Origin of the sequence: Clostridium culturomicium, from assembly GCF_000821305.1 — a bacterium.
Taxonomy (GTDB): Bacteria; Bacillota; Clostridia; order Clostridiales; family Clostridiaceae; genus Clostridium_J; species Clostridium_J culturomicium.
Genome location: NZ_CCXK01000012.1, coordinates 1 through 26,867 on the forward strand (window position 1 = coordinate 1; position 26,867 = coordinate 26,867).

Consider the following 26,867-nt stretch of genomic DNA (forward strand, 5'->3'; position numbering starts at 1 on the left):
CAGGAGATGTCAAGTCTAGGTAAGGTTCTTCGCGTTGCTTCGAATTAAACCACATGCTCCGCTGCTTGTGCGGGCCCCCGTCAATTCCTTTGAGTTTTAATCTTGCGATCGTACTTCCCAGGCGGAATACTTATTGTGTTAACTGCGGCACAGAAGGAGTTGATACCTCCTACACCTAGTATTCATCGTTTACGGCGTGGACTACCAGGGTATCTAATCCTGTTTGCTCCCCACGCTTTCATGCCTCAGCGTCAGTTACGGTCCAGAAAGCCGCCTTCGCCACTGGTGTTCTTCCTAATCTCTACGCATTTCACCGCTACACTAGGAATTCCGCTTTCCTCTCCCGCACTCTAGATGTCCAGTTTGAAATGCAGCACCCAAGTTGAGCCCGGGTATTTCACATCTCACTTAAACATCCGCCTACGCATCCTTTACGCCCAGTAAATCCGGACAACGCTTGCCACCTACGTATTACCGCGGCTGCTGGCACGTAGTTAGCCGTGGCTTCCTCCACGGGTACCGTCATTATCGTCCCCGTAAACAGAACTTTACAACCCTAAGGCCTTCTTCATTCACGCGGCGTTGCTGCGTCAGGGTTTCCCCCATTGCGCAATATTCCCCACTGCTGCCTCCCGTAGGAGTCTGGACCGTGTCTCAGTTCCAATGTGGCCGATCACCCTCTCAGGTCGGCTACGCATCGTCGCCTTGGTGAGCCGTTACCTCACCAACTAGCTAATGCGCCGCGGGTCCATCTTGTAGCGGATTGCTCCTTTGATCTTTCTACCATGCGATAAAAAGATGTTATGCGGTATTAATCTTCCTTTCGGAAGGCTATCCCCCTCTACAAGGCAGGTTACCCACGTGTTACTCACCCGTCCGCCGCTAATCCACCCCGAAGGGCTTCATCGCTCGACTTGCATGTGTTAGGCACGCCGCCAGCGTTCGTCCTGAGCCAGGATCAAACTCTCAATTTAAAAAGTTTGAGCTGCGCTCTAATTGTTTCGCTGACTTGTTAAAGTCATTTATTGATAGATTATCTCTATCGAAATTAACTGGTTTTACCTTTATTTCTCTGTTTAATTTTCAAAGACCAATTCTTTTTCTTCGTCGTTTACTTCCGACGACTTTTATTATTTTACCAGAGGCTTTCGCACCTGTCAACAACTTTTTTAAAACTTTTTAATAAGTTNTAAAGTCATTTATTGATAGATTATCTCTATCGAAATTAACTGGTTTTACCTTTATTTCTCTGTTTAATTTTCAAAGACCAATTCTTGTTTTCAGCCTTTCAGCTGACTACCTTTATTATTCTATCAGACACATCCATGTCTGTCAACAACTTTTTTAAGTTTTTTTTAACTTGTTTGTTGCTTTGTTGCTGTGTATCTCAGCGACAAGACATATATTATCATGATAAATTAACCTCAAAAGTTATAATATATTTTATTTATGCATATTATTCTTTCCATACTATTAAATGCTTTTATTTTCTCCTAAATTCGCATATAGATACACATGGATATGTTTATATATTCTATTAATAAATACATATCAAATTACTATTTTTTAACTCTAATTTATACTTATGTACAGTAACTTATATTATTAATAGTTTATTTTTGGGATTTTATCTAAATAATATCGCTCCATTGTTTAAATTACTAAAACTCTAAAAAGTTTAGTTATCTTAAATATAAAAATAAGCTTAACTTAATAATCTATTAAGTTAAGCTTATTGGACTTTAATCGAATTAATTATTTAATTATATATTTATAATTAAATATCATCATTTTTCTCTAGATCAGTATCTAGAGCTTCAACTGCTGATTCTAGATTTTCACTCTCTTCATTAACAGCCTCTAAACTAAGCTGCTCATCTTGAGGTTTTTCACTATTGTAATTAATTTTAGCTACTGCAACTATATTTACATCTTCACCAGTTTTCATTAAAGTAACACCCATTGCGTTTCTTCCTGTTGTAGATATATCACTTACATTTATTCTTATAACTATACCATCACTATTTATTAACATCATTTCATCAAGGTCTTTTACAACTCTTCCACTTACAACGCTTCCAGTCTTTTCTGTTATTTTGTAGGTTTTAAGTCCTTTTCCACCTCTTCTTTGAAGTGTATAGTTTGCTATTGCAGTTCTCTTACCAAAGCCTTTTTCACTAACTACTAGAAGTTCTTCTTCCTCTTTCGCAATAACCATTGATACTGCAAAATCTCCTTCTCTAAGAGTTATAGCTTTAACTCCAGTAGTAGTTCTACCCATATTTCTAACTTCTTCTTCTCTAAATCTTATAGAGTATCCATCCTTAGTTACAAATAGAACTTCATCGTCACCCTTAGTTATTCTAACTCCAACTATTTCATCATCCTCTTTAAGATTTATGGCGTTTAATCCATTCTTTCTTATATTTTCAAACTTGTCTAGTGATGTTTTCTTAACCATACCAGACTTAGTTCCCATCATAAGATAATTATCACTATCAAAGGTCTTTATAGACATAACTGCTTGTATATTCTCACCAGCTTCTAGCGGAAGTAGGTTAACTATGTTCATACCTTTAGCTGTTCTTCCTGCCTCTGGAATTTCATAAGCCTTAAGTTTATATGCCTTACCTTTATTAGAGAAGAATATTATGTTTTGAAGAGTCTTAGTTACTAAGATATGCTCTACAAAGTCATCCTCTTTAGCTGCAACTCCCTGTATACCTCTTCCCCCTCTTCTTTGAGCGTTATAGGTATCTGCAGGTAATCTCTTAACATATCCTCCATGAGTTAATGTTATAACTATCTCATCATCATCAATTAAATCTTCATCTTCAAAGCTATAAGGATTTTTCTCAATCTGAGTTCTTCTTTCATCTCCATATTTAGCCTTTACTTCAACTAATTCATCTTTGATTATTCCAAGAAGAACCTCTTCACTATTTAAAATTGATTGTAAATAAGCTATTGTTTTCATTAACTCACTATACTCATCCTCAATTTTATCTCTTTCTAATCCAGTTAATCTTTGAAGTCTTAAATCAAGAATTGCTTGAGCTTGTTTTTCCGTTAAGTTAAACTTACTCATTAATCCATCCTTAGCTTCTTGACCTGTCTTAGATCCTCTGATTAAAGTTATAACTTCATCAATATGATCAAGCGCTATCCTTAAACCTTCTAAGATGTGAGCCCTAGCATTAGCCTTATCTAATTCAAATATAGTTCTTCTAGTTACTACATCTTTTTGGTGATTTAAATAATTAACTAGTATTTCTTTTAAGTTAAGTACCTTTGGTTCATTATTAACTAAGGCAAGCATTATTACACCAAAAGTATCTTGCATTTTTGTATGTTTATATAATCTGTTTAGAACTACATTTGCATTTGCATCTCTTTTTAGTTCTATAACAATTCTCATACCATCTCTATCTGACTCATCTCTTAAATCAGATATTCCATCTATCTTTTTATCTTTTACAAGGTTAGCAATATTCTCTATTAGATTAGCTTTGTTAACCATGTATGGTATCTCAGAAACTATTATTCTATTTCTTCCATTATGTTCTTCTATTTCAGCTTTAGATCTTACTAGTATTCTTCCTCTACCAGTTTCATAAGCACTTCTTATACCACTCTTACCAAGTATTATTCCGCCCGTTGGGAAATCTGGACCCTTGATATGAGTCATGAAGTCAGCCACTGTAGCTTCTGGATCATCAATCAACATTATTACAGCATTAATAACCTCCACGAGATTGTGTGGTGGTATGTTTGTTGCCATACCAACAGCTATTCCTGAAGACCCATTAACAAGTAATGCTGGAAATCTAGCTGGTAAAACTACAGGTTCTAATTCCTCACCATCAAAGTTAGGAATAAAATCTACTGTGTTTTTATTTATGTCACGAAGCATCTGGCTAGTGATTTTACTCATCTTAGCCTCAGTATATCTCATTGCCGCTGCCCCGTCACCGTCAACTGATCCAAAGTTACCATGACCATCTACAAGCATATATCTTATAGAGAAGTCCTGAGCCATTCTAACTAAAGCATCGTAAACAGAACTATCACCGTGTGGGTGATATTTACCTAGTACGTCTCCGACTATTCTGGCACATTTTCTATATCCTTTTTCATAAGTAATACCAAGTTCATTCATAGAATATAGTATTCTTCTGTGAACAGGCTTAAGACCATCCCTAACGTCTGGTAAAGCTCTCCCAACAATAACACTCATGGCATAATCTATATAGGACTTTTTCATTTCATGTTGTATATCAACGGGTATTATTTTATCTATAGTATCCATTTTTCCACCTACCTTAACACTAGCTCAATACTATATATCTAGATTGCTAACTTGGTTAGCATTATCTTGAATAAACTCTCTACGTGGCTCAACCTTATCTCCCATAAGTATTGTAAATATCTCATCTGCAGCCATTGCATCTTCAACAGTCACCTTTAAAAGGGTTCTCTGTGATGGATCCATTGTAGTTGACCATAATTGTTCTGGGTTCATTTCTCCAAGACCTTTATATCTCTGTATATCAGTATTGCTGTCTTTTCCACCAATTTCATTAAGAACTTCTTCAAGTTCTCTATCACTATAAGTATATTTTTCAACCTTACCTTTTTTTACCTTGTATAGAGGTGGCTGAGCAATAAACACATGACCCTTATCAACAAGCTCTCTCATGTACCTATAGAAGAACGTTAATAAAAGAGTTCTAATATGTGCTCCATCTACGTCAGCATCTGTCATTATTATTATTTTATTATACCTTATTTTAGTTACATCGAAATCTTTTCCAACCCCGGCTCCAAAAGCAGTTATCATTGATCTTATTGAATCTGAAGCTAATATCTTATCAAGTCTCTGCTTCTCAATGTTCATTATTTTTCCTCTCAGTGGAAGAATAGCTTGGAACTTTCTATCTCTTCCTTGCTTTGCAGAACCTCCCGCTGAGTCTCCCTCTACGATGTAAATTTCACACTCAGAAGGATCTTTAGATGAACAATCCGCAAGCTTACCAGGTAAACTTGTGCTTTCTAAAACTGACTTTCTTCTTGTAAGCTCTCTTGCCTTTTTAGCAGCTTCTCTAGCCCTCGCAGCATTCAATCCCTTATCTATGATTGATTTACCTACTGATGGATTTTCTTCAAGGAATGCACTTACTACTTCCCCCATTATTGATTCAACAATTCCTCTTACTTCGCTGTTACCTAGCTTAGTTTTTGTTTGACCTTCAAATTGAGGTTCTGTAATTTTAACTGATATTACAGCTGTAAGACCTTCTCTTACATCTTCACCACTTAGGTTTTTATCATTTTCTTTTAAGAAACCAAACTTTTTAGCATAATCATTTAAAACTCTTGTTAAAGCAGTCTTAAATCCAACAAGGTGTGTACCACCTTCTGCTGTATCAATATTGTTAGCAAAGGTGAATAAATTTTCATTGTAAGTATCATTATATTGGAACGCAATTTCTACTGAAGTCGTATCCTTTATTCCCTCAATATAAACAGGCTCATCATGAATTTTACCTTTATTTCTGTTCAAGTACTCAACAAAGGACTTTATTCCACCTTCATAATGGAACTCATTGTGCTTTCCATCTCTCTCATCTCTTATTTTTATATTTATCCCCTTGTTAAGGAATGCTAGCTCTCTAAGCCTTTGGGATAAAGTTTCATATTCAAATTCTACTGTTTCAAATATTTCATCATCAGGTACAAAGTGAGTTGTTGTTCCATGTTCCTCTGTAGTGCCAACATTTTCAAGTGTTGTTATTGGCTTACCTCTCTCGAAGCTTTGACTCCATATAGAACCTTCTCTTTTTACTGTTACTGTACATAATGATGAAAGTGCATTAACAACAGATGCACCTACCCCGTGAAGACCACCAGATACCTTGTATCCTCCGCCTCCAAATTTTCCACCTGCGTGAAGAACAGTCATTATAACCTCAACAGTCGGTATGTGCATTTTAGGATGCATCCCAACTGGCATACCTCTTCCGTCATCACTAACTGTTATTGAATTATCCTCATGTATAGTAACCTCAATATTATTACAAAAACCAGCTAATGCCTCATCTATACTATTATCAACGATTTCATATACCAAATGATGAAGACCTCTACTACTTGTACTTCCAATGTACATACCCGGTCTTTTTCTTACAGCTTCAAGTCCCTCTAACACCTGAATCTGATTTTCATCATATCTTTCATTATTGCTCATAGCTCTCCTCCTAACTTACCCTAAAGTTCACAGTATGATAAATTTGCCCTTTTACATAAAGTTGTCGATGATATAGGGGACATATAAATTTTACTCATTTTATCAACTTCAGCTATAATAAATGATTTAGGATTCTCGTTAGTTACTCTTTCCACAAATCCATCTTCCTCTGCTAATCTTATAAACTGATTAGTATCCGATCCATATCTTGAAGATTCATAATCAAAAATACCTATTATATCCTTTACTGGTACAACTACATTCTCTCCTAGATGTAAAAACATAGTTTCTCCCCCCTAACTACTTTATTTTATTTCTCTTAAACTTCCTTGATCCACATTATATATTTTCATGTTGTTATTTTTTAAATGTCTTTTAATATCTGAAATCCCGGTACACGTAATTAAGGTTTGTATACCATTTATAGACTTTAATATATATTCTTGCCTTTTTGAATCTAATTCAGACAATACATCGTCAAGTAATAATAAAGGGTATTCGCCTATTAAATCTTTTATAATTCGTAATGATGCAAATTTTATAGTTAACACTGAGGTCCTTTGCTGACCTTGTGAACCATAAGTTTTTACATCTACGTCATTTATTAATATTGAAAAATCATCCCTATGTGGTCCCACTGACGTAACTCTTTTTTCTATATCTTTTTTCCTATTAGCCTTAATAAGCTCGTATAATGATTCTTTTATGTCCTCTATACTTTTAAGCTGCATTAAGTATTCAAATTTTATTTCTTCTTTACCTTGAGTTATATCATTATGAATGTCTTTAGAAAAATCATTTAATTTTTTTATATATTCTAATCTCTTTGAAACTATATAACTTCCGAATTCAGCTAATCTAATATCATAGATATCAATCATATCTTCATTACCGCTAAATCTCTTTAAAATCACATTACGCTCATTTAAAACTTTTTTATAAGACGATAAACAATAATAATATTTTTTATCAAGCTTACATAATTCAATATCTAAAAAACGTCTTCGGTAGGATGGTGAATCTTTAACTATATCTAAATCTTCTGGTGAAAACATAACAACATTTAAAACTCCCATAAGATCTTGTAGCTTAGCTATTTTAATCGAATTAATATTTATGGCTTTCTTTCCGTCTTTAAAAAGTTTTATATTAATTTTTTTATCTAATCGCTCTTTAACTATATATGCTCCAATATAAGCTTCTTCACTATTCCATCCTATAAGTTCTTTGTCCTTATTAGTTCTATGTGATTTTCCTATGCTTGAATAGTATAATGACTCAAGAATATTCGTCTTTCCTTGAGCATTATCTCCTTGAAATACATTAGTTCCATCGCATAATTCGATAGTCATATTTTTATAATTTCTAAAATTTATCAAGTTTAAATATTTAACGTACATAAAAACACCCACCTAAAATTATATCATAATATATATTCTAAGTGTAAATATTACTATAAAAATATAATTCGCCACCAATATCTCAAGTTTACTAAGTTTATATATAAATATTCAAAGGCTGATTTATATCTCAGCCTTTTCACTCTATAAAACAGTATAAGTTTCACCTTGGAACTCGATTTTATCTCCAGGGTAAAGTTTTTTTCCTCTTCTAAGTTCTACTTCACCATTAACTTTTACATCTCCATTTTGAATAAAAAATTTAGATTCTGATCCCAAAGTTGTAGCTCCAGCAAACTTTAAAAATGAGTCTAGTTTAATAAACTCTGTGTCGATTTTTATCTCTATCATAATTTTCCCACCTTAATTGTGATTTGCAACTCTAACTGGAAGTAATAAATATACACTATTATCACTTTCTAAGTTTCTTATAACGCAAGGGGTAACTGGTGAAGTAAACTCCATTACTATAGTTTCCTCATCCATTATTTTAAATACATCTATTAAGTACTTAGAGTTAAATGCAATTTTTAATCCCTCACCTTGCAAAATTATCTGCATTTCTTCTCTAGCTTTTCCCAATTGAGAATTAGATGTAACTACTAAAGTGTCATCAGCAATATCTAGTTTTACTAGGTTAGTATTTCCATCCTTAGCCATTAAAGAAGCTCTTTCTATACAACCTAAAATTTCATCTCTTCTAACAGTGACTTTTAGATTATGCTCTTTAGGTATTATTGCCTCGTATTTTATGAAGTCACCTTCTAATAGCCTTGATATAACTTTAGTGTTTCCAAAGTTAAATAATATTTGGTTTTTAGTAAATGTAATTTGTACATTGTCATCATTATCTTTAAGAATTTTTGATACTTCGTTTAGTGTCTTTCCTGGAACTACCGATTCCTTATTAAATGAGCAGTCCATATTCTCACTCTTAAGTGCAACTCTAAATCCATCCAATGCTACCATGTTCAATTTTCCTTCTTTAACCTGAAGAAGAACACCAGTTAAAATTGGCCTTGTATCATCTTGAGCTATAGCAAAGATAGTTGATTTAATCATGTTTTTTAATGTTTTTTGAGAAACAGTAAGAACAACATCTTCATCTATACTTGGTAGACTTGGATATTCACTTGGATTTAAGTATACTAGCTGAACATTTGATTTTTGGCACTTTAACTCAATTTCTGAATCATTTATAGTAGCTAATTCAACTGTATCGTTAGGAAGTTTCCTTACAATCTCTCCAAATAGTCTAGAATCAAGAACTACTTCTCCCTCTTCAATAACATTGGCAGAAACCTTTGTTTCAATACTTACTTCTATATCAGAACCAATTAATGTTACCATTCCATTTTTAGCTGATATATAAATACCCTGAAGTATTGGTAATGTTGATTTACCTGTTATTGCCTTTTGAACATCAGATATAGCTTCTTGAAGTACGCTTTTTTCTATTAAAAATTTCATTTTAAATCCTCCTTTTATACACACAGAAAAATAGCCTTTAATAGCTAAGATATATTAATATTATTTAGTAGTAGTAGTAGTAGGGGCTGTTAGTTTGTTAATAAGTGCTTCAACCCTTACAGAATCAACGACTTTTTTGGTAAAAATATTGTGGATAAAAGATGCAACGATGTTATCAGTTATCCACAATGTTAAGTTCAATATATGTTTTTTGTAAGCAATCCACAGAATTTTATCAAAAAGTAATAACAGCTGTGATTAATTACTTTTGATTAATCCTTTTTGTAAGCTCAGCCACAGCTGTTTGAAGGCTTTCATCCCTTTTTAAGTTTTGAGATATTTTTTCGTAGGCGTGGATAACTGTTGTATGATCTCTTCCACCAAACTCTTCGCCTATCTTAGGAAGTGAAGTATCAGTAAGTTTTCTTGAAAGATACATTGCTATTTGTCTTGGGAAAGCAACATTTCTTGTTCTTCTTGCTGATTTGAAATCTTCAACCTTTAAATTATAGTAGCTAGAGACAATATCTTGAATTAATCCAATTGTTATTTGTCTAGAATTTTTATTCGAAATTATGTCTTTCAACGCTTCGGAAGCTAGATCCACACTAATTTCTTTATTAGTTAATGAAGAGTAGGCTACGATTCGTATTAATGCTCCCTCAAGTTCTCTAATGTTAGACTTTATTTGTGTTGCTATATAAACCATAACTTCATTAGGGATGTTAAGATTTTCAACATCAGCTTTCTTTTTTAGGATGGCTATTCTTGTTTCAAAATCAGGTGGCTGTATATCAGCTATAAGACCCCATTCGAATCTAGATCTAAGTCTGTCTTCTAATGTAGGAATTTCTTTTGGTGGTCTATCACTTGAAAGAATAATTTGTTTATTGGCATCGTGAAGTGCATTAAAGGTATGGAAAAACTCTTCTTGAGTTGACTCCTTACCAGCAATAAACTGTATATCATCTATTAAAAGAACATCTACATTTCTATATTTATTTCTAAACTCTACATTTTTATCATCTTTAATTGAGTTAATCAGCTCATTAGTGAATTTCTCTGAGGACACATATACTACTTTTGACCTAGAATTTGCTTGTTTTATATAGCTTCCAATGGCGTGCATTAAATGCGTTTTACCAAGTCCAACACCACCATATATAAATAGTGGGTTATAGGCTTTAGCTGGTGATTCAGCAACAGCTAAAGAAGCTGCATGAGCAAATCTATTACTATTACCAATGACAAAAGAATCAAATGTATACTTTGGATTTAAGGTAGCAGACATTTCATCATTTACAACTAAATTTTGCTTTTTAGGGGTTACCTTTGGGAGTTCATCCGTTGCCTCTTCTGATATAATTACAAAATTTATTGTATAAGATTTATTGCATGCTGCTTGAATTGAATTCTTTATTAGATCCTTATACCTGTTTTCTAATATGTCCTTAGTGAAGTCGTTACGAACACCAAGAGTGATAGATGAATCTGTTATATTAAGTGGGTCAATGCTTTTTATCCAAGTATTAAAACTTACTTCGGTTAATTCAGCTTTAAGTATTTCTAATGCCTTTTCCCATATTTCCTTTACATAGGTGTTCATTCTGTATCCTCCTATTAAATATTTATATATAATATATGTCATATAATTTGTCGCAAAAACATATAAAAATTCACAAGAGTATCAACAACACTGCATATATACATTAGAGTTGTTTACTATTGTTAAAATTTTTATTCACATGTTTATAATTTATTGGATAATTATTTGTAAAGATACATTACTAACAGTGTTAAATATAAAGTTATACACAGGCAAAATACCTTTAAAATAGCATTATTCCGTAAAAAAAATCAAAAAATAAATGAATTTTGAAAGTTATTCACAATTTCATCAACAGCCTGTGAATAACTTGTACAAAAAACAAATTATCAACAATGCTCTCTTTATAATATCAAAAGATGGAGAGAGGTTCAATAAGTTATCCACAAAAAAGTGATATTTGTGGAAATTTTAATAACAATAAGGTTTAAAAACTAAAAAAAGATGACATATTACTAATGTAATAAATTGTTCTAATAAGCTATCTTGACATTGAACTTGCGAACATTTATAATCTAATAGTGAAACTTACAAAGTAGTTATAAGTTAATTACTATAAATAACTTAGGATATAAAGAAGGGGGTGCAGCACATGTTCATGACTTACCAACCTAAGAAAAGACAAAGAAAGAAAGAGCACGGATTCAGAAAGAGAATGAGTACCGCTTCTGGAAGAAACGTTCTTAGAAGAAGAAGACTTAAAGGAAGAAAGAAATTGACAGCATAAGGGCCGCTTTTGTGGCCTTTTTCTGTAATCTAAGAAAGAGAGCAACGGAACCGATGAAAGAAGAAAGGCTAAGAAAGAATCCTGAATTTAGATTAGTATATAGAAGAGGAAGATCTTTTGCTACAGCCACACTTGTATTATATGTATTTAAAAATAATAAAGGCATAAATAGAATTGGGATATCTGTAAGTAAGAAGGTCGGAAAAAGTGTAGTTAGAAGTAGAGTCAAAAGACTTATAAGTGAAAGTGCTAGACTTAATAAACAAGATTTGAAGCAGGGATATGATTTAGTTTTTGTTGCAAGAAGTGCTTCAAGAGACAAATCTTATAAAGATATTGAAAATTCGGTGAAGTATCTATTCAAGAAATCAGGTCTTAATAATGTTGAAAAAATTATTACTAATAGTAATTAAATTTTATAGAAAAAATATATCTCCTATGAAGGCACCTTGTTGCATATATACTCCTACTTGTTCTGAGTATGCTATGCAGGCAATTGAAAAGTATGGGGCTTTCAAAGGAGGTTTTATGGCCATTAAGAGAATTTTACGGTGTCATCCATATCATAAAGGTGGCTATGACCCCGTTAAATAGAAAATTTAGGAGGGGTTAATTTGACTGACTTTTTATCAGGCATATTTCAACAGGGGTTTGTAGCTGTACATCATTTTGTAGAAATGTTTACTTCTAACCCAAATGTATCATTTGGTATTGCAATAATATTATTTACGATAATTGCGAGAATATGCTTATTACCATTATCTTTAAAGCAAAGCAAAACTACTGCTAAGATGGGTGTTATTCAACCAGAACTAAAAAAGATTCAAGATAGATATAAGAATGACCCACAAAGACAGCAGACTGAAATGATGAAGTTATATAAGGATAACGATATTTCTCCATTAGGCGGATGTTTACCAATGCTTATCCAATTCCCATTAATAATCGCGCTATTTTATGTATTCCAGCAATTCGATTATCAGGGTGCAGGATTCTTATGGATGAAAGATTTAATGGCACCAGATCCAACATATATATTACCAATATTATCAGGTTTAACTACTTACTTCTCAAGTAAGATAATGTCACCTTCAACTGGAGATGGACCTAATTCAACTGCAATGATGACTACTGGTATGGCTATATTCTTTGGATTTATGTCTATAAAGTTCCCAGGAGCTTTAGTTCTTTACTGGACAGTATCAAACATATTCCAAATGGGTCAGTCATATGTTTTAAATAAAATTTACACAAAGCCTAATTCTAAAGCTGCATAATAAAGAGTTTATTATTGAAAGGCGGTATCTAAATCATGAAAAATATAGAAACCATGGGGAAAACAACTGAAGAAGCTATACAAAATGCTTTGAAGGAATTAAATGTTACCCAAGATAAGGTTGAAATTGAGATCTTAGAAGAAGGTAGCAAAGGTTTTTTAAACATAATAGGGGTTAAGCCAGCTAAGGTAAGAGTTACCTTAAAGAGGGATAGTGCTGGTGATGCAACTAAGTTCCTTAGAGGTGTATTAAATGCTATGAAGATAAAGGCAGAAATTCATGCTAAGGAAGAAAATGATGAATTAAAAATCGATTTAGTAGGACCTAATATGGGTGTTTTAATTGGTTATAGAGGCGAAACCTTAGATTCCCTTCAATATTTAGTAAGCTTAGTTGTAAATAAAAATCATGATGAAACATACAAAAGAGTAATTCTTGATACTGCTAACTATAGACAGACAAGACAAGATACTCTTAAGAGGTTAGCAAATAAAATGGGAGATAAGGTTAGGGTAAGTGGAAAAACACTTAAGCTTGAACCTATGAATCCATATGAGAGAAGAGTTATACACTCTACACTTCAAAATAATGAATATGTAACAACTCACAGTGAAGGTGATGAACCATACAGAAGAGTTGTTATCGAGTTAAAGAAAGCCTAAATGGCTTTCTTTTTATTTTATGTACTATGTGATACAATGAGTATTTGTGGGTACAATTTATAGTAAAAGTATTGTAATATGTTTAATTATATAAAACAAATGAAATCGATAGGGTATATTATTCTTTAATGGGAGGTAATGAGATGAAGGATTTTGATACAATAGGAGCTATATCAACCAGTATTGGAGAAGGTGGATTAGCTGTAATAAGAGTTTCTGGCGATAAAGCTAGAGAGTTCATAGATAAAATATTCAAAGCTAAAAACGGAAAGTCTCTTATGGACATGAAGAGCTATACTATGAGATACGGACACATTATAGATGAGGATGGAAATCATGTTGATGAAGTTATAGTTTCTTTTATGAAAGGACCAAGAAGCTTTACTGCTGAAGACACCATAGAAATTAACTGTCATGGTGGGGTTGTTGCAACCAAAAGAGTTTTAGAACAAGTAATAAAGCAAGGGGTTAGACTTGCAGAGCCTGGTGAGTTTACTAAACGAGCGTTTTTGAATGGAAGAATAGATTTATCACAGGCAGAAGCAGTTATTGATATAATAAATGCAAAAACTGATTTAAGCATGAAGTCTGCTTTAATGCAGAGCGAGGGAATTATTTCCAAGGAAATAGGATCGTTAAGAGAAAGTCTTATTTCAACTATAGCTCATATTGAAGCTACCGTAGATTATCCAGAAGATGATTTAGAGGAAGTTACAGCTGAGATGGGAATTAAGGATTTAGAAGTTGTTAAGGCAGAGCTAAAAAGATTAATAGATACGGCAGAGGAAGGTAAGATATTACGTGAGGGCTTAAGCACAGTAATTGTAGGTAAACCTAATGTAGGTAAGTCGTCATTACTTAATGCACTAACAAGAGAAAATAGAGCCATAGTTACGGATATACCAGGAACTACAAGAGATGTTATAGAAGAATATATAAATATTTCAGGAGTACCTATAAAAATAGTAGATACTGCAGGGATAAGGGAAACAGAAGATGTAGTCGAAAAGATTGGTGTTGAAAGATCAAGAGAAAAGATAAAGGAAGCTGACTTAATTATACTTATATTAGATTCCAGCAGAGGGCTAAGCGAGGAAGACAAGGAAATTATTAATCATATAAGTGATAAAAAATATATGGTATTATTGAACAAGAGTGATTTAAACAGCAAAATAAATAAAGATGATTTAGCTAGTTTAAACAGTAAAAATATTTTTAGAATATCAGCTAAGACTGGTGAAGGAATTGATGACGTTAGAAATGCAATTAAGGAACTTTTCTTTAAAGGCGAAATAGCATCAAACAATGTTATAATAACTAATACAAGACATAAGGAATCATTATTTAGAGCTTATGAGAGTATTGTTAGTGCAATAGATATTCTAAAAAATACATTTGCAATAGACCTAGCATCTATTGACATAAGAAATGCATGGACATTTCTAGGAGAGATTACGGGGGATTCCCTAGAAGAAAATATAATAGACAAGATATTTAAGGATTTCTGTCTAGGTAAATAGAGGTGAAAATATGAAGTATTTTGCAGGCGATTATGATGTAGTTGTTATAGGTGCAGGCCATGCAGGTTGTGAAGCTGCATTAGCAACTGCAAGAATGGGTTTAAAGACACTTATGTGCACTTTAAACTTAGATAGTGTTGGATTTATGCCATGTAACCCTAACATAGGGGGGACGGCTAAGGGTCACTTAGTTAGAGAAATTGACGCTTTAGGCGGAGAAATGGGTAGAAATATAGATAAGACTTATATTCAGTCAAGAATGCTTAATTTATCAAAGGGGCCAGCTGTACATTCATTAAGAGCTCAAGCTGATAAAAGAAGATATTCTGAAACAATGAAACATGTTATAGAAACAGAGCCTAACTTAGATTTAAGACAACTTGAAGTAACAAGTATTGATGTTGAAAACAATGTAGTTAAAGGTGTAATGACTAAGTATGGAGCTTACTTTACTTGTAAAGCTATAATTTTAACTTCAGGGACATATTTAAAGTCTAATGTAATTATTGGTGAAGTTGTTGTAAATGAAGGGCCAGCCGGATTATTCCCAGCTAATGAATTATCTAATTCTTTAATAGATTTAGGTATTTCTTTAAGAAGGTTTAAAACAGGTACACCAGCAAGAATTAATGCTAGATCTGTTGATTTTTCTAAGATGGAAATTCAAAATGGAGATGAAAAAGTAGTTCCATTTTCATTTATGAGTGGTGACATTACTAGAGACCAGGTAAGCTGCTATTTAACTTATACAAATGAGAGAACTCATGAAGTTATACTTGCTAATATAGATAGATCACCATTATATAATGGATCTATAAAGAGTACAGGTCCAAGATATTGTCCTTCTATAGAAGATAAGGTTATGAGATTTAGAGATAAAGATAGACATCAGTTATTTATCGAACCAGAAGGTGAAGGAACAGAAGAAATGTATGTTCAAGGTATGAGCAGTTCACTTCCAGAAGATGTACAAATAGCCTTTTTAAGAACTATTGATGGTCTTGAGAATGTTGAGGTTATGAGAACAGGTTATGCAATAGAGTATGATTGTATAGACCCTACTCAATTAAAGTTATCTTTAGAGTTTAAGCACATAGATGGATTATTCTCAGCAGGCCAGGTAAATGGAAGCTCCGGATATGAAGAAGCTGCTGGTCAAGGTATTTTAGCAGGTATAAATGCAGCTTTAAAAATTAAAGGTAAAGAACCTCTAATATTAAAGCGATCTGATGCTTATATAGGAGTTCTAGTTGATGATTTAGTTACAAAAGGAACTAATGAACCTTATAGAATGATGACTTCAAGATCAGAATATAGACTGCTTTTAAGACAAGATAATGCTGATTTAAGGCTTACGGATATTGGATATGAAGTTGGTCTTGTTACTGAAGAAAGATATGCTGCATTTACGAAGAAAAGAGCAGAAATTGAAGCAGAGGTTGAAAGACTAAAAAATGTTCAAGTTACAAATAAAAAAGAAATAAATGAGTTTTTAGAGAGTAAAGCTTCAGCACCATTAAAGAAGCCGACATCTTTATATGAGCTAATTAAAAGATCAGAATTAGATTACTATAATGTTGCTGAAATAGATCCTGAAAGACAGCCATTAAGCGATCAAGTAACAGAGCAGGTTAATATAATTTCTAAATATGAGGGATACATTACTAAACAGTTAGAACAAATAAATCAATTTAAGAAATATGAGACAAAGATGATACCTGAAGAACTTGATTATTCAACAGTAAAAGGTCTTAGAACAGAGGCAATACAAAAGTTGAATAATATTAGACCGACTAATATAGGTCAGGCATCAAGGATATCAGGTGTATCACCAGCTGATATTACGGTTTTATTAATTTTCTTAGAGCAGCAAAAAAGAAATAATAGTGAAGAAAACTAAGCTAAGTTAATTTATTAGTTTAATGTGGAGGTTAACATGGAATATTTCGATATGTTAAACGAAGCTTGCCAAAGTATGGGATTGAGCTTTGATGAAGAGAAGTATAATAAATTTATTAAATATAAAGATCTTATAAAAGAATGGAATCAAAAAATAAATCTAACTGCAATTACTGATGACGAAGAAATAATAAAAAAGCATTTTATTGACTCAATAAAGGTTTTTAATTGTGATTATGTAAAAAATGCAAAGTCTATAATTGATATTGGAACAGGGGGAGGATTTCCTGGTATTCCAATGAGGATTGTGAAGGAAGATAGTAAAATGGTCTTATTAGACTCCTTAAATAAAAGAATAAATTTTTTAAATGAGGTAATAAATGACTTAAACTTATCTAATATAAAAACAATTCATGGAAGAGCAGAAGATTTTGCACAGACTGCTGAATATAGACAAAGATTTGATCTTGCTGTTTCAAGGGCAGTAGCGAACTTAACAGTATTGTTAGAGTTTTGCCTACCATATGTAAAAGTTGGAGGGTACTTTGTTGCATTAAAGGGTCCAGCTATAGAAGAAGAAATAAAGGCAGCAGAAGGTGCATTAAAAGCTCTAGGCGGTAAAATAGAAAAAATAATTGAAGTTGATATTGAAGGCAGCGATTTAAAGCATAATTTATTGGTTGTAAAAAAAATAAAGGATACACCTAAAAAATATCCTAGAAAAGCAGGAATGGTAACTAAAAATCCAATAAAATAAACAGGAATAAAATATTTAGGTGAAATTTTGATATATAAAGAGGAATTTAACATTGCATATAGAATAGTATATAGAGGAATTTCATAAAAGGATGGTAAAGAATGGAAAATACTATTAATTATATAGCAGTTGACTTAATACAACCTAATATTTATCAACCAAGAATAGTGTTTGATGAAGAAGCTATAAAAGAACTAGCTCAGTCTATAAAAATATATGGAATAATTCAACCTTTATCTGTTAGACAAGTAGAAAATGGATATGAGTTAATTGCAGGAGAACGTAGGTTAAGGGCGGCTAAGGAAGCAGGTTTAACTGAGGTTCCAGCTATTATAACTAATATTAATGATACTGATTCAGCAGCTATTGCACTATTAGAAAACTTACAAAGAGAAGATTTGAATTTTTATGAGGAAGCATTAGCTTATCATAATCTTATAAAGGTACATTCATATACTCAAGAGCAATTATCAGAGGTAATAGGAAAGAAACAATCAACAATCGCGAATAAGCTTAGAATTCTAAAATTAAATCAAGATATAATTGATTCTTTAGTTGAAAACAAACTTACTGAAAGACATGCAAGAGCTTTATTAAAGTTACCAGATAGTGAATTACAATATAAAATTTTAGATAAAGTGATTAAAGAAGGTTTAAATGTTAAGAAGACAGAAGAAGCTATTGATAGAGAACTATTAAAGTTACAACATAGTGAAGTTGCAGCAGACGGAAAAAAGAGGATTAAGGGTTCTTTTAGTCCTGCCATATATGTTAATACTGTAAAACAGGTGTTTGACAAATTTGGAATAGATGCTAATTATCGTTCAAAGGAATTAGAGGATTCTATTCAAGTTACGATTACAATAAAGAAAAAATAGATTAAGAGTCTAAATGTTTCACGTGAAACATTTAGACTTTTTTATTTTTAGATAAAAAGTTAAATATATGCTCATTTTGTGCTAATAATTACTTTAAATAAAATCTATATCAATATATAATATAAATACATAGTTAAATTTATGAAATTGTTAGTAAAGAAGTATATAAATATGTTTAGATTAAGATTAATTGAATAAAATAAATACATTACAAACTTTTCATAAAGGGGGGAATAAAATGAAGGTAATATGTATATTTAATCAAAAAGGTGGAGTAGGTAAAACTACTACAAATATTAATTTATGTTCATACCTAGCTATGAACGGATACAAGGTTTTAGCTATTGATATAGATCCACAGGGGAATACAACAAGTGGATTAGGGTTGGATAAAAGAAAAATAAATTACTCTATGTATGACGTTTTAACTAGTAATGTTACTTTAAGTGAAGTCATAAAGAAAAGTGAGATTATAGATAATTTTTATATTGCACCTTCAAACATGAATTTAGCGGCAGCAGAAGTTGAAATTGTTGGGCAAGAAGAAAGAGAAAAGGTTCTAAAAAACAAAATAGATGAAATTAAAGATCAGTACGATTTTATTTTTATAGATTGTCCACCATCCTTAGGGGTTTTAACTTTAAATGCTTTAACAGCATCAAACTCTGTTTTAATTCCAATTCAGTGTGAATTTTATGCGCTTGAAGGTGTAGGACAATTGATGAGTACAGTTCAACTTATAAAAAGATATTTAAACACTTCTTTACAAATAGAAGGAGTTATCATGAGTATGTATGATAGCAGAACTAGATTATGTAATGAAGTAGTTGATGAAATAAAAAATCATTTTAAGGATAAAGTATATGATACATTTATACCAAGAAACGTTAAATTAGCGGAATCCCCTAGTTTTGGATTGCCTATTATGTTATATGATGATAAATGCAAAGGAGCAGAAGCTTTTGAAGCTTTAACTGAAGAATTTATTCGCAGACAAGGAGGAAACTAGGATGAAAAAGACAAGTGTATTGGGAAAGGGATTAGCATCACTTATTCCTGAAAGTGATTTACAATCAAACGATAGAGAACAAGTGCTAACTATAGATGTTAATTTAATTAAACCCAATAAAAAACAGCCAAGAAAAAATTTTGATGATGAAAAACTTATGGAACTAGCTAACTCCATTAAGGAGCATGGAATAATACAACCAATTGTTGTAAAGGAAGAAGACAATATATATACAATTATTGCTGGAGAGCGACGTTGGAGAGCTGCGAAGCAGTTGAATTTGAAAGAAGTTCCTGTAATAATAAAGGATTTAACAGAGAGAGAAATTGTTGAAGTTTCTTTAATTGAAAATATAATTAGAGAAAACCTTAACCCAATAGAGGAAGCTATGGCTTACAAAAGGTTACTAAAAGAATTTAGCTTAACTCAAGAAGAAATAAGCAAACAAGTTTCAAAATCTAGAAGTGCAATAGCAAATGCATTAAGACTTTTAAATCTTGATGAAAGAATACAAGGTTACTTAATTGAGGGAGTTATTTCAGAAGGTCACGGAAGAGCTATACTAGGTCTAGAAAACAAGGAAGAACAATATATCATTGCGCAGAAGGTAATTGATGAAAATTTAAATGTAAGACAAACTGAAAGTTTAGTTAAAAATTATGGTAGACATCAAGAAATTAAAGAACCAATTAGAAAGCCAGCAGAAGATATATATTACAAGGACATCAAAGTGAGATTAGAGAATCATTTTAACACTAAAGTAAACATAAATAATAATTCTAAAAACAAAGGAAAAATAGAGATAGAATATTATTCTCCAGAAGATTTACAAAGAATAATAGAAATCCTAGAAGCTTAATGTTTCACGTGAAACACAATTGGGAGGATAAATATGCAAGAGATAATAAATTTAATAAATCAGTATAGTACATATATAACTTTAGCATTGATAGGGTTAACATTTATACTTATTATAGTAGTAATAGCATGTATGGTATCTACAAGTAAAATGAAAAATAAGTATAGAAGAATGATGAGAGGTACTAATAGTAAAAATATTGAGGAACTAATAGTAAAATCATTAGATAAAATTGATAGTATGCAGGAAACTACTGAAAATGTTAAGGAAATATGTGATAGCACGTCTACTTTAGTTAAGTCTTGTGTTCAAAAAGTAGCAATGAAAAGATATAAAGCGTTTGAGGATATAGGAAGCGATCTAAGTTATTCCATAGCTATGCTTGATGGAAATAATAATGGAGTTATTATAACAAGTATATATTCAAGGAATGAAAGTATAACTTATGCTAAACCTATAGATAACGGAATCTCTAGATATGATTTATCGGAAGAAGAAAATAGTGTACTACATCAAGCCATAAATACAAACAATTAAATTATTAAGATAGAGTTAATTACGACGCTATCTTTTTTAAAAAGAAAAAAGTATAAATAATAAGTGTTTCACGTGAAACATTTATTATTTATACTTTTTATAACGTTTCGGATATATCTAAAAGTAAATCCCCTTTATTTAATGATGATGTCTTTCTACCACCTATAGTTTTTAATATTGCATGATATAAACCAGATGAAATTGTTTCGGCTAATTTCATTACAATATAAAGTCTGGTATTTTGGAGTACCATAAACTCAAGTGAACCTGAAATATTAACTACTCCAGTTATACTAAGGTTACCGACAGAAGGAAGTTTTTTATTTAGTGCTAAACCAGGATTCAAAGGTTTAGATTCTATAATAACCTTTCCTACATCCTGGAGATCTCCTAAGGATGCATCAATTGCAATAACATAAGGGTTTGAGTGGGTATTAAGAATTAAGTCTTTTACTTCAGATATGTTTTTAGCATGAACTGGATTTTCAAGATTACCATATATGAAGACATTATTCCTTACTAAAAACTTAAGTTTATCTCCGACAATTGGGCCTAGACTATCTCCAGTTGATCTATCGGTTCCTACACATAGAATTATAATTTCTTTATTTTCCTTTATAGCCTGAACAATTTCTTGAGAAACTACCTCTCTAATATTATAAATGCAATTTTCTGACAATGCATCAAATATAACTTTTTTAGTCATAAAAAACATACACCTCCTTATTAGTAAGTATTACCAAAGAGGTGTATTTAATACACTAATAAGTATTAAATTATAAACTTCTTTTTATAATCTCATCTAAAGATTTTAAAATGTAGTCAACATCTTTCTCATCATTAAAATAGCCGAAGCTGAATCTTAAAGTACCAGAGGGATATGTACCAATAGTTTTATGAGCAAGAGGTGCACAATGAAGCCCTGTACGTGTAATTATATTATATTCAGAGTCCAAGATATAACCTAGGTCACTATTATCTAAAATTGAAGAGTTAATAGATACGGTTGAAGTTCTATTAGAAGCAGATAAGTCTCCATAAACCTTCATAGTTTCAATGTTAAGGACACCATCGATAAATCGCTGAGTAAGGTATTCTTCATGTTCCTTAATTCTAGAAATGCCTTCTTTTTGTAAAAATTTTATGCCAGCTAATAAGCCTACAATTCCTGGAGTATTTAAAGTGCCACTTTCAAATTTATCAGGTAAAAATTCAGGCTGAATAATATCAGAGGAAGAACTTCCAGTTCCCCCTACAATAAGTGAAGAACAAATATCATTAAAGGAATCATCAATTATAAAGCCACCAATACCTTGTGGGCCTAGTAAGCTTTTGTGACCAGTAAAAGCTAGAGCACTGCAATTTAATGACTTAAAGTCAACATTTAAAACTCCAGCAGTTTGGGCAGAATCAACAATAAAGAAAATATCGTTTTCTTTACAGATAGAGCCGATTGCTTCTAGAGGTTGAATAGTTCCAATAATATTTGAAGCATGTGAAAGAACTACAAGTTTAGTATTATCTTTAATAGTATTTTTGAATTCATTAATATCAATTAAACCTAGAGAATTGCATTGTAAAATATCAAGCTCAATGAGACCTTTAAGTTCAAGATCCTTTAGTGTTCTTAAAGTACTGTTATGATCCATAGAGGATGTTATTACATGCCAGCCAGGCTTAACAGAACCTTTAATGAGCATGTTTAAGGACATGGTTATATTGGATGTAAAAATAACATTTTTTGTATCATCATAATTAAATAATTTACAGAGCTCGTATCTACATTGAAAGATAACTTTATTTCCTTTTAAGGATGAGGTTGACGCACCTCTTCCAGGATTTCCACCAATGGTTGTCATATAATTCATGATTTCATTATAAACACTATTTGGTTTTGGAAAAGTTGTTGCTGCATTATCAACATATATTTGCATTAAATGTACCCCCTTATTGTATTGAAATACATAATAGATTTATGAAATGTATTTGAAAATTAAATTTAATATAGATTTTTATTCTGATATAATTAATTTATAGTAATCGCTATAATAAAATAGTTATTTATTAAACATAGTAGTTGTTTATTAAACTTAATTTACTTATAATGATAGCCTATAACAATTTAATAATACATCATAATCATATAAATATACAAAAATATAATTAAGTAAATAAATTTGAAAATAAATAAGATTTAAGGGGGAATAATGATGAGAAATATTGAAAATATAATTGATTGTAAGGGACTTAACTGTCCTATGCCAGTTATAAATACAAAAAAATACTTTGATGGAATTGAAAGTGGTACTGCAGTTGTAATAGTTGATAATAAGGTTGCAAAAAATAATATAGAAAAGTTCGCTGCATCTAATGGTTTTAAATTTGAAGGCAAAGATAAAGAAAATAATTTGTTTGAAGTTAAAATTACTAAGGGGGAAGTAAGAGAGCTTCCAAACGAGTCAGAGGTATTAGATATGAATAAAGAGCCATTTACAATAGTAATAGCATCAAATGAGCTTGGAGAAGGTTCTAGTGAATTGGGAACGGCTCTCATGAAGAGTTATATGTTTGCTTTAGCTGAAGCTGATATAATACCAGATAATTTATTATTTATAAATGGTGGGGTAAAACTAGTAGTTGAGGATTCTTTAGTATTAGATAGTATAAAGAAGCTTAAAGATAGAGGAACGAATGTTCAAAGCTGTGGTCTATGTCTTGATTTTTATAAGATAAAAGATAAACTTGCAGTAGGAGAAATTACAAATATGTATGCTATTATTGAAATGATGAATGGTAGTAAAACAATAAAACTATAAAAATATTTTAGGAGATAAATTAAATGAAAGAGTTTTATATAGTGACTTTTAATAATACTCATGAGGCAATGCAAGCGGAATCACTTTGCCTTGAAAATAATCTAAAAGTAACAATGATGCCTACACCAACATATATAACAAAAAGTTGTGGAATAAGTCTAAAGATAGAGTTAAGAGATTTAGATATGTTGAAAAATATGGTTAATGATAATAAAATGGCTTATAAAGCTACATATGAACTAAAGGATAATAAGTTAATGGAAGTAACCTTTAGCAATGATTAAGATTACAATTTAAAAGTAATGTCAATAATAATATTCAGGAGAGTACTATGAAAGAATTTGATTTAAATGATATCGTAGAAACTAAAAAGACGCATCCATGTGGAAGTAATAAGTGGGAAGTCATCAGAGTTGGGGCGGATATAAAAATTAGATGTATTGGATGTGATAGAATAGTTATGATTCCAAGGAGCAAATTTGAAAAAAGCATAAAAAAGGTAATTAAGGCAACGGAATAAAAGAGCTAAAATAATAAAGCAATCACTTGACTTAAAATAAGTGCTGTGATAAAATTTATTGATGTAATCCCTGCTGTGAAAATCACAGCCGTTAGTCCGGGGGGAGGAGGTGAAACTAATGAGATCATATGAAACTATATTCGTATTACACCCATCATTAGACGAGGAAGCTGTTAAAGCTAACATAGAGAAGTTTAAAGGTGTAATAGAGAACAATGGTGGAGAAGTTGAGAACGTTGATGTTTGGGGTAGAAGAAAGCTTGCTTACGAAATCGCTAAAGTTAACGAAGGTACTTACACTTTAATCAACTTTAAAGCTGGCGCTGAATTACCTAAAGAGTTAGACAGAGTATTCAGAATTACTGATGGTGTTATCAGACATATCATAATCAATCCAGAAAGCAAGTAGGTGTTATTTATGAATAAAGTTGTTCTAATCGGAAGATTAACCAAAGACCCAGAGTTGAAATTTACTCCAGGTACAGGTACAGCTGTAGCAACGTTCACACTTGCAGTTGATAGAAGATTTAAGAAGGAAGGTCAACAAAGTGCAGACTTTATTCCTGTCGTAGTATGGGGAAAAACTGCTGAGAATACAGCAAATTACATGAGTAAGGGTAAACTTATGAGTGTAGCTGGTAGAATTGAAACTCGTTCTTATGAAGCTAAAGATGGCGGAAGAAGATATGTAACTGAAGTAGTAGCTGATGAAGTAAGTTTCCTTGAATGGGGAGGCAATAAATCATCGGGAATGAATACGGGCATGGGTTCTCCTATGGAACCATCAATTCCATCAGATTATTTTGGTGGTGGAGATATGACTCCAATTGATGACGGTGAGGATATGCCATTTTAATAAATTTAGGTAAAAGGAGGTAAGTGCACAATGGCTTATGATAGAAATGATAAGAGAAAAGGCGGAAACAGAAAAAGAATGAAAAGAAAAGTTTGTTCTTTCTGTATGGATAAAGCCACTTCTATAGATTACAAAGATATCAATAAATTAAGAAAGTACGTTACAGAAAAAGGTAAAATATTACCAAGAAGAATTTCTGGAAACTGTGCTAAGCACCAAAGAATGTTAACTGTAGCTATTAAAAGAGCTAGAAACATAGCATTATTACCATTCACAACTGAATAATATAATACTAAGTTTTAGTTAATAACCTATGGTTTAAGAAAGACTAGCAAATAAATATTTGCTAGTCTTTTTATCATATAAAGTGTAATTAGTAAAATAACCTAAATAAATTTACTTAATTGTGAAATAAATCCAAATAAAATTACCATATTGTTGCATTAAAACTAAAAAAAAATTACAATAGATTTATAGCCAAATGAAGGGGGGAATTCGATGAAGCGCGAGGATTTTAATATTATGTCTAACATAAAAATAATTGAAGGTCTAAAAGCTGATTTATTGTGTATTATAGGGGATTTTTTTAAAGTTTTAAGCAGGGGAAGCAATATAGCACAAGATGCGATTTTAGATTGTATTTCTGGGGCTATAATAATATTATATATACTATCAGAAAAACTTGGATATTCTCATTTGGCAGTGGATGAAACAATGAAGAAAAAGCTCAAACTAGGTATCATGGAAGGGGATCCTTTGGAAAAAAACGGTAAAGAATTATCTAAATTACATGATTACATTAGAGAGCGAAATCAGTAGGAGGATATTATGGAACAAAAGATTAATACCAAGGGTTTAACAGAGTCTGCAATAATGGCTGCACTAATATCTGTAGTTGTAATATTATCATCGTATTTCTCATTTTTATATGGTATAGCTATGATGATACTTCCTATAATAGTTGCTGTTGTTCATTATCGTCATGATTTTAAATATTCTGCAGGCTGTGTAATTGTAAGTATGATTATAACTGCAATAATGTTTAATCCTATTACAGCAATTACTATGGGGGTAAGCTATGGTATTGTTGGAATATCACTAGGATATGCAGTAAGGAAGCAGTATAGTCCATACAAGATATTAATTTTAACAGTTTTGGCTAGTGGAATAGCCGTTACAGTTGATTTTGCCTTGACAGGTATTCTTATTAGCGGTCAAAATATTTTTGAATTTATGAGAAGTCAAGCTACTGAGTTTTCAGATATATTTGCTATTTCAATAGATCAAAGCGTAAAGATGTATGAAGCTATGGGAATTACAGGACAGCAGATTGAAATGATGAATCAGATGAAATCTTTGATAACACCAGAGCTTATATTGATGATATTTCCTGCAGTAATTGTTATTGTTGCATTTTTACAAGGATATGTATGTTATATATTACTTTCAATAATATTAAAAAAGTTAAGGTATGCAAAATTGGAAGTTATTAAATTTAGTGAGTTTTATGTTACAAATTTAGTTGGAGCTGCATTAATTGGAACAATGTGTATAGCGCTTATACTATATGGACGTGGAGCAGCATGGGGAATTACGGTATATAATTCAGTATACATGATAACTATAGTTATATTAGGTATAAATGGTGTTGCAGCAACACAGTATTTTTTAACTAATAAAATGATGCTTCCCAAAGTGGCTAGGATATTAATAATTGCAGCAGTATTTGTTATGGGTGTGTTTTTTATATTTTGTATTATTGGGTTTGTGGAGATGCTTTTAGATTTCAGAAGGCTTGACCCACATAGACTAAGAAAGGCGTAGTAT

28 protein-coding genes, 1 rRNA gene and 1 pseudogene are annotated in these 26,867 nt (G+C 31.7%); 20 read left to right on the forward strand and 10 right to left on the reverse strand.

What is annotated here, in order from left to right:
• The 8 genes from BN1075_RS00615 to dnaA all read right to left on the reverse strand — a co-directional run.
• Nucleotides 1-974 (reverse strand): 16S ribosomal RNA (locus tag BN1075_RS00615); the annotation flags it as partial.
• Between the two features lie 803 nt (nt 975-1,777).
• Nucleotides 1,778-4,309 carry a DNA gyrase subunit A gene (gyrA, locus tag BN1075_RS00620; protein WP_040191089.1) on the reverse strand — a complete coding sequence of 844 codons (2,532 nt, stop codon included), beginning with the start codon at nt 4,307-4,309 and terminating at the stop codon, nt 1,778-1,780.
• Between the two features lie 30 nt (nt 4,310-4,339).
• On the reverse strand, nt 4,340-6,247 hold the full coding sequence (gene gyrB, locus BN1075_RS00625) for a DNA topoisomerase (ATP-hydrolyzing) subunit B (RefSeq protein WP_040191090.1): 1,908 nt from the start codon (nt 6,245-6,247) through the stop codon (nt 4,340-4,342).
• A gap of 20 nt (nt 6,248-6,267) precedes the next feature.
• Nucleotides 6,268-6,531, reverse strand: a complete 264-nt coding sequence (gene remB, locus BN1075_RS21335) for an extracellular matrix regulator RemB (RefSeq protein WP_040191092.1) — start codon at nt 6,529-6,531, stop codon at nt 6,268-6,270.
• Nucleotides 6,532-6,552: 21 nt separating this feature from the next.
• Nucleotides 6,553-7,647 (reverse strand): DNA replication/repair protein RecF, encoded by a 1,095-nt coding sequence (gene recF / locus BN1075_RS00635; RefSeq protein ID WP_040191093.1) that lies wholly within the window; start codon nt 7,645-7,647, stop codon nt 6,553-6,555.
• Between the two features lie 144 nt (nt 7,648-7,791).
• A complete protein-coding gene (gene yaaA / locus BN1075_RS00640; protein WP_040191094.1) occupies nt 7,792-7,998 on the reverse strand; it encodes a S4 domain-containing protein YaaA in 207 nt (68 codons plus the stop codon).
• 12 nt (nt 7,999-8,010) lie between these two features.
• Entirely contained in the window at nt 8,011-9,117 is a 1,107-nt protein-coding gene (gene dnaN, locus BN1075_RS00645; RefSeq protein WP_040191095.1) for a DNA polymerase III subunit beta, read from the reverse strand.
• A gap of 262 nt (nt 9,118-9,379) precedes the next feature.
• Complete coding sequence (dnaA, locus tag BN1075_RS00650; protein WP_040191097.1) at nt 9,380-10,723, reverse strand: chromosomal replication initiator protein DnaA; 1,344 nt, start codon at nt 10,721-10,723, stop codon at nt 9,380-9,382.
• A 592-nt stretch (nt 10,724-11,315) separates the two neighbouring features.
• On the opposite strand from dnaA, the gene rpmH reads away from it, so the two are divergent.
• The 12 genes from rpmH to BN1075_RS00710 all read left to right on the forward strand — a co-directional run bounded on the left by rpmH (nt 11,316) and on the right by BN1075_RS00710 (nt 20,848).
• On the forward strand, nt 11,316-11,450 hold the full coding sequence (gene rpmH / locus BN1075_RS00655; protein ID WP_040191098.1) for a 50S ribosomal protein L34: 135 nt from the start codon (nt 11,316-11,318) through the stop codon (nt 11,448-11,450).
• Nucleotides 11,451-11,503: 53 nt separating this feature from the next.
• A complete protein-coding gene (rnpA, locus tag BN1075_RS00660) occupies nt 11,504-11,863 on the forward strand; it encodes a ribonuclease P protein component (RefSeq protein WP_040191329.1) in 360 nt (119 codons plus the stop codon).
• Nucleotides 11,835-12,044, forward strand: a complete 210-nt coding sequence (gene yidD / locus BN1075_RS00665; RefSeq protein ID WP_040191333.1) for a membrane protein insertion efficiency factor YidD — start codon at nt 11,835-11,837, stop codon at nt 12,042-12,044. The genes rnpA and yidD overlap by 29 nt, the downstream gene beginning before the upstream one ends.
• Before the next feature lie 20 nt (nt 12,045-12,064).
• The gene (gene yidC, locus BN1075_RS00670) at nt 12,065-12,727 is read left to right on the forward strand and encodes a membrane protein insertase YidC (RefSeq protein ID WP_040191099.1); all 663 of its coding nucleotides are present in this window, start codon (nt 12,065-12,067) and stop codon (nt 12,725-12,727) included.
• Nucleotides 12,728-12,762: 35 nt separating this feature from the next.
• Nucleotides 12,763-13,389: an RNA-binding cell elongation regulator Jag/EloR gene (jag, locus tag BN1075_RS00675; RefSeq protein WP_040191100.1), complete on the forward strand. Its 627-nt coding sequence runs from the start codon at nt 12,763-12,765 to the stop codon at nt 13,387-13,389.
• A 143-nt stretch (nt 13,390-13,532) separates the two neighbouring features.
• The gene (gene mnmE / locus BN1075_RS00680; RefSeq protein ID WP_040191101.1) at nt 13,533-14,909 is read left to right on the forward strand and encodes a tRNA uridine-5-carboxymethylaminomethyl(34) synthesis GTPase MnmE; all 1,377 of its coding nucleotides are present in this window, start codon (nt 13,533-13,535) and stop codon (nt 14,907-14,909) included.
• Nucleotides 14,910-14,919: 10 nt separating this feature from the next.
• On the forward strand, nt 14,920-16,809 hold the full coding sequence (mnmG, locus tag BN1075_RS00685) for a tRNA uridine-5-carboxymethylaminomethyl(34) synthesis enzyme MnmG (protein ID WP_040191102.1): 1,890 nt from the start codon (nt 14,920-14,922) through the stop codon (nt 16,807-16,809).
• Between the two features lie 36 nt (nt 16,810-16,845).
• Nucleotides 16,846-17,565 carry a 16S rRNA (guanine(527)-N(7))-methyltransferase RsmG gene (rsmG, locus tag BN1075_RS00690; RefSeq protein ID WP_040191103.1) on the forward strand — a complete coding sequence of 240 codons (720 nt, stop codon included), beginning with the start codon at nt 16,846-16,848 and terminating at the stop codon, nt 17,563-17,565.
• Between the two features lie 101 nt (nt 17,566-17,666).
• Nucleotides 17,667-18,443: a ParB/RepB/Spo0J family partition protein gene (locus BN1075_RS00695; RefSeq protein WP_040191104.1), complete on the forward strand. Its 777-nt coding sequence runs from the start codon at nt 17,667-17,669 to the stop codon at nt 18,441-18,443.
• Between the two features lie 238 nt (nt 18,444-18,681).
• Entirely contained in the window at nt 18,682-19,452 is a 771-nt protein-coding gene (locus tag BN1075_RS00700) for a ParA family protein (RefSeq protein ID WP_040191105.1), read from the forward strand.
• Between the two features lies 1 nt (nt 19,453).
• Nucleotides 19,454-20,311, forward strand: coding sequence for a ParB/RepB/Spo0J family partition protein (locus tag BN1075_RS00705; RefSeq protein ID WP_040191106.1), 858 nt, complete (start codon nt 19,454-19,456; stop codon nt 20,309-20,311).
• A 33-nt stretch (nt 20,312-20,344) separates the two neighbouring features.
• Nucleotides 20,345-20,848, forward strand: a complete 504-nt coding sequence (locus BN1075_RS00710) for a DUF4446 family protein (protein WP_040191107.1) — start codon at nt 20,345-20,347, stop codon at nt 20,846-20,848.
• Between the two features lie 97 nt (nt 20,849-20,945).
• Here the strand turns inward: BN1075_RS00710 and yyaC are convergent, their stop codons facing one another.
• Nucleotides 20,946-21,554, reverse strand: coding sequence for a spore protease YyaC (yyaC, locus tag BN1075_RS00715; RefSeq protein ID WP_040191108.1), 609 nt, complete (start codon nt 21,552-21,554; stop codon nt 20,946-20,948).
• A 70-nt stretch (nt 21,555-21,624) separates the two neighbouring features.
• Nucleotides 21,625-22,782 carry an aminotransferase class V-fold PLP-dependent enzyme gene (locus BN1075_RS00720; protein ID WP_040191109.1) on the reverse strand — a complete coding sequence of 386 codons (1,158 nt, stop codon included), beginning with the start codon at nt 22,780-22,782 and terminating at the stop codon, nt 21,625-21,627.
• 285 nt (nt 22,783-23,067) lie between these two features.
• Between BN1075_RS00720 and yedF the strand changes: the two genes are divergently transcribed.
• From yedF to BN1075_RS00760, 8 genes and pseudogenes are all read left to right on the forward strand, one after another.
• Nucleotides 23,068-23,664: a sulfurtransferase-like selenium metabolism protein YedF gene (yedF, locus tag BN1075_RS00725; RefSeq protein WP_148315436.1), complete on the forward strand. Its 597-nt coding sequence runs from the start codon at nt 23,068-23,070 to the stop codon at nt 23,662-23,664.
• A 23-nt stretch (nt 23,665-23,687) separates the two neighbouring features.
• A complete protein-coding gene (locus tag BN1075_RS00730; RefSeq protein ID WP_040191111.1) occupies nt 23,688-23,948 on the forward strand; it encodes a putative Se/S carrier protein in 261 nt (86 codons plus the stop codon).
• 47 nt (nt 23,949-23,995) lie between these two features.
• Nucleotides 23,996-24,184 carry a DUF951 domain-containing protein gene (locus BN1075_RS00735; protein ID WP_040191112.1) on the forward strand — a complete coding sequence of 63 codons (189 nt, stop codon included), beginning with the start codon at nt 23,996-23,998 and terminating at the stop codon, nt 24,182-24,184.
• Between the two features lie 118 nt (nt 24,185-24,302).
• Nucleotides 24,303-24,593: a 30S ribosomal protein S6 gene (gene rpsF, locus BN1075_RS00740; protein WP_040191113.1), complete on the forward strand. Its 291-nt coding sequence runs from the start codon at nt 24,303-24,305 to the stop codon at nt 24,591-24,593.
• A gap of 9 nt (nt 24,594-24,602) precedes the next feature.
• Nucleotides 24,603-24,921 (forward strand): annotated as a pseudogene (locus BN1075_RS00745) (single-stranded DNA-binding protein); the annotation flags it as partial.
• A gap of 149 nt (nt 24,922-25,070) precedes the next feature.
• The gene (gene rpsR / locus BN1075_RS00750; protein ID WP_040191115.1) at nt 25,071-25,325 is read left to right on the forward strand and encodes a 30S ribosomal protein S18; all 255 of its coding nucleotides are present in this window, start codon (nt 25,071-25,073) and stop codon (nt 25,323-25,325) included.
• A 213-nt stretch (nt 25,326-25,538) separates the two neighbouring features.
• A complete protein-coding gene (locus BN1075_RS00755) occupies nt 25,539-25,859 on the forward strand; it encodes a MazG-like family protein (RefSeq protein WP_040191116.1) in 321 nt (106 codons plus the stop codon).
• A 9-nt stretch (nt 25,860-25,868) separates the two neighbouring features.
• Complete coding sequence (locus tag BN1075_RS00760) at nt 25,869-26,864, forward strand: DUF2232 domain-containing protein (protein ID WP_040191117.1); 996 nt, start codon at nt 25,869-25,871, stop codon at nt 26,862-26,864.
• Nucleotides 26,865-26,867 lie beyond the last annotated feature (3 nt).